Raw genomic sequence first — 3,510 nt, 5'->3', positions numbered from 1 at the left:
CGACCGTCCCCGGCCTCGACACCGCACTCCTGCTCCGGCCCGACTGCTACATCGCCTGGCAGGGCACCACGAACGACGGTCTCCACGAGGCCCTGGCCACCTGGTTCAGGCCCGTCTGAGGCCGCCCGGCTACGCCTCCGCCACCACCACGTACAGCGTCGCCGAGGCGAAGAACGGGCCGTGGGCCAGGTGGTGCAGCCAGGCGGCCGCCTGGTCCTCGGTGAGGTAGCCGGCCTCGACGGCACGGCGGGTGGTGCGCTCGAATCCGAAGACCCGGTCCGCCGTGCGGACGTCGCGGAAGACCTGGGTGGCCGGGATGACCTCCGGCACCCGGAACCCGGCGTCGGTGGCGAGCCGGGCGAGCTGGCGGCCGATGGTGGCGTTGCGGATCACCCGCTCGGTGATGTGGCGGGTGTAGGCACGGGAGAGCGCCGGGTCGGGATGGTCGACGGCGAGGGTGTCCCAGTCGGGCTCGCCCATCACCAGCCGCCCGCCAGGACGCAGGACCCGGTGGAACTCGGCGAGGGCGCGGGCCGGGTCGGCCACATGCTGCAGCACCCGGTCGGTGCGGGCGCGGTCCACCGCGGCATCGTCCAGAGGGAGGGCGTGGACATCGCCCCGCCGCAGCTCGACGCACGGATGCGCGGCCGTGCGCGCCGCCGCCGCGTCCAGCATCGCCTCGTCGCGATCGACCCCGATGACCGTACCGCCCGGGGCCACCGCCTCGGCGAGGGCCGGGAGATCGGCGCCGGGGCCGCAGCCCGCGTCGAGGACGGCCAGCCCGGCCCGGAGGTCGAGGGCGTCCAGCATCCGCCCCTTGTAGTCGCGCCCCGCGTCACTCGCGGCGAGCCGGGTGAGGTAGTCGGCGGGCGCGGGCTTGGTGGTCTCGAAGACGGAGGAAACGGGAGAGGTCATCGCGTCAGTCAAGCAGGGCCGACCCGCGGAGGCGGGCCTTCCGCGTGCCCACTACGCGATCCGGCCACGCGGCGGGGAGCGTCCCGGGAATTCTTATCCATTCCCGCTGCTTCTCCGGCTCCGCCGCGCGTCCCGCAACTACGGTGCGACCAACCATGTTTGAGGGCAACCGGTCGAAAAAACGCCAGGAACCAAACCACCCGTCCCGGGGAGGTCGGCACAAGGCGGCCCGTGATCCGCGCGCGCACTGGCTGCTCCTTCTCCTCGTCCTTCCCGCCATGTTCGGCCTGCTGATGTTCCAGGGCTGGACCAACCACGAGGTGGACGCGGCGAAGGCGCGGCGGCCGTGCACCAGCCCGGTGCCGCGGGCGCTGGCCGACGGCGGGCCGGTGGTGCAGATCAACGGGGGCCGGGTGCGGACCGTGGGGATGCCCGCCGGGACGGTGGCGCTGACCTACGACGGCGGGCCGGACCCCGTCCAGACGCCGCGTCTGCTGGACCTGTTGCGCCGGTACGACGCGCGGGCCACGTTCTTCGTCTCCGGCGCCAAGGCGGCCCAGTACCCCGACCTCGTACGCCGGATCCGCGCCGAGGGCCATGAGATCGGGTCGAACACCTACACCGGCGCCGACATGGGCACGGCGTCCGCCAGCCGCTCCCGGATGGAGCTGTCCCTCACCGAGTCGGCGCTGGCGGGGTCCGTGGGGGTCCAGCCGAGGCTGCTGCGGCTGCCGCTGACCACCGATGTGGACACGCTGTGCGGCGACGAGTGGCAGGCGGCGCGGCGCGTGGCCGCGGAGGGCTATGCGCTGGTGGCCGCCGACCGGTCGGGCACGAAGCCCTCGCAGGGGATGGTCCGGCAGTTCAGCCAGACGGACACCGCGTACCAGGAAACGGAGAGGCTGCTCAAGGACCCGCGGGCCAAGAAGTTCACCACCGTGACCGGCGGGCTCGGCGTGCCCCCGGTCGACGTCCCGGTCTCGGGCCTGGAGCGCTGGGAGGGCAAGGCGCTGATCTGGGTCGCGGCCATCGGCCGGAGCTTTGTGTCCACCATGGCCTGGGTGCTGGGGATCGCCGGGGCGCTGGGGGTGCTGCGGCTGCTGATGCTCGTGCTGTTCGCGCGTACCCACGTCCGGCGGCTCACCCGCTTCCGGCCCGGGAAGCAGGTCAACGAGCCGGTGACGGTGCTGATCCCCGCGTACAACGAGGAGGCGGGCATCGAGGCCACCCTCCGCTCACTGCTCGCCTCCACCCATCAGCGGCTGCAAATCGTCGTGATCGACGACGGCTCGACGGACCGTACGGCCGATATCGCCGCGAGCGTCAACGACCGCCGGGTGCTGGTGGTCCGACAGCCCAACGCGGGCAAGGCGGCCGCCCTCAACACCGGTCTGGTGCACACCAAGCACGACATCGTGGTGATGGTCGACGCCGACACCGTCTTCGAACCGGACGCCATCCACCAGCTCATCCAGCCGCTCGCCCACCCGGCCATCGGCGCGGTCAGCGGCAACACCAAGGTGGGCAACCGGCGCAGTCTGCTGGGCAGGTGGCAGCATCTGGAGTACGTCTTCGGGTTCAACCTCGACCGCCGGATGTTCGAGGTGCTGGAGTGCATGCCGACCGTGCCCGGAGCCATCGGGGCCTTCCGGCGGGACGCGGTGATGGGCGTCGGCGGGGTCAGCGAGGACACCCTCGCCGAGGACACCGACCTCACCATGGCGCTGTGGCGGGCGGGCTGGCGGGTGGTGTACGAGGAGACCGCCGTCGCCTGGACCGAGGTGCCCACCTCGCTGCGCCAGTTGTGGCGGCAGCGGTACCGCTGGGGGTACGGCACGCTCCAGGCCATGTGGAAGCACCGCCGCGCGATGATCTCGCTGGGCTCGGTGGGGCGGTTCGGCCGCCGGGGGCTCAGCTACCTCATGCTCTTCCAGGTGCTGCTGCCGCTGCTGGCGCCCGTGATCGACCTCTTCGCCCTGTACGGCGCGCTCTTCCTCGACCCGGCGGAGGCGGCCGGGGTGTGGTTCGGCTATCTCACCATCCAGGTGGTCTGCGCCGGATACGCGCTGCGGCTGGACGGGGAGCGGATGCGGGCGCTGTGGTCCCTGCCGTTCCAGCTCTTCGTCTACCGGCAGCTGATGTATCTGGTGGTCATCCAGTCCGTGGTCGCCCTCCTGCTCGGGACGCGGCTGCGGTGGCACCGCATCCAGCGCTCCGGGACGGCCGCGCAGGCGCTCGGCGAGGCACCCGCGCACCGGAGCCTGACATCGAGGTGACGTGCGGAGGGGTGACGTGCGGAGGGGTGACGTGCGGAGGGGTGACGTACGGCGACCGGGTCCGCGTTCAACGCGGCACCGAAGTTGTCATACCTCTATGAATGGACGGCGGGCGCCTCCGGCCGCTCGGCAGACTGCCGCCCATGAGCGATCGGTTGGACGGGTGGACCGCCGGGGACCGGCCGTCGGCGCGGGACTGGGACATCTCCAAGGCGGACACGCAGAGCATCCCCGTGCAGGGGGCCCAGGGCATGCCCGCAATGGGACGCCAGGGCACCCCCGTGCAGGGGCCATCCGCGCCACCAGGCGTCCCCGCGCC

At 72.4% G+C, this 3,510-nt stretch carries 3 protein-coding genes; 2 read left to right on the top strand and 1 reads right to left on the bottom strand.

Annotated features, from left to right (window positions below; all coding sequences use genetic code 11):
- The first annotated feature begins 29 nt into the window (after window positions 1-29).
- Window positions 30-119, top strand: coding sequence for a hypothetical protein (locus GWI24_RS47055; RefSeq protein WP_374103408.1), 90 nt, complete (start codon window positions 30-32; stop codon window positions 117-119).
- Between the two features lie 10 nt (window positions 120-129).
- Here GWI24_RS47055 and GWI24_RS42130 read toward each other — a convergent pair whose 3' ends face one another.
- Window positions 130-915, bottom strand: a complete 786-nt coding sequence (locus GWI24_RS42130) for a methyltransferase domain-containing protein (RefSeq protein ID WP_210951301.1) — start codon at window positions 913-915, stop codon at window positions 130-132.
- A 155-nt stretch (window positions 916-1,070) separates the two neighbouring features.
- On the opposite strand from GWI24_RS42130, the gene GWI24_RS42125 reads away from it, so the two are divergent.
- The gene (locus GWI24_RS42125) at window positions 1,071-3,191 is read left to right on the top strand and encodes a glycosyltransferase (protein ID WP_210951300.1); all 2,121 of its coding nucleotides are present in this window, start codon (window positions 1,071-1,073) and stop codon (window positions 3,189-3,191) included.
- Window positions 3,192-3,510 lie beyond the last annotated feature (319 nt).

Source organism: Streptomyces sp. MK37H (genome assembly GCF_018035285.1).
In the GTDB taxonomy this organism is placed as follows: Bacteria; Actinomycetota; Actinomycetes; order Streptomycetales; family Streptomycetaceae; genus Streptomyces; species Streptomyces endocoffeicus.
The sequence above is the reverse complement of the archived record's forward strand: the minus strand, read 5'-3'. Positions and strand labels throughout refer to the sequence as shown.

Bases quoted from the DNA above. Each gene is read 5' to 3' on its own strand.
- GWI24_RS42130 (WP_210951301.1), bottom strand. From the start codon at position 915: ATGACCTCTCCCGTTTCCTCCGTCTTCGAGACCACCAAGCCCGCGCCC.
- GWI24_RS42125 (WP_210951300.1), top strand. From the start codon at position 1,071: ATGTTTGAGGGCAACCGGTCGAAAAAACGCCAGGAACCAAACCACCCG.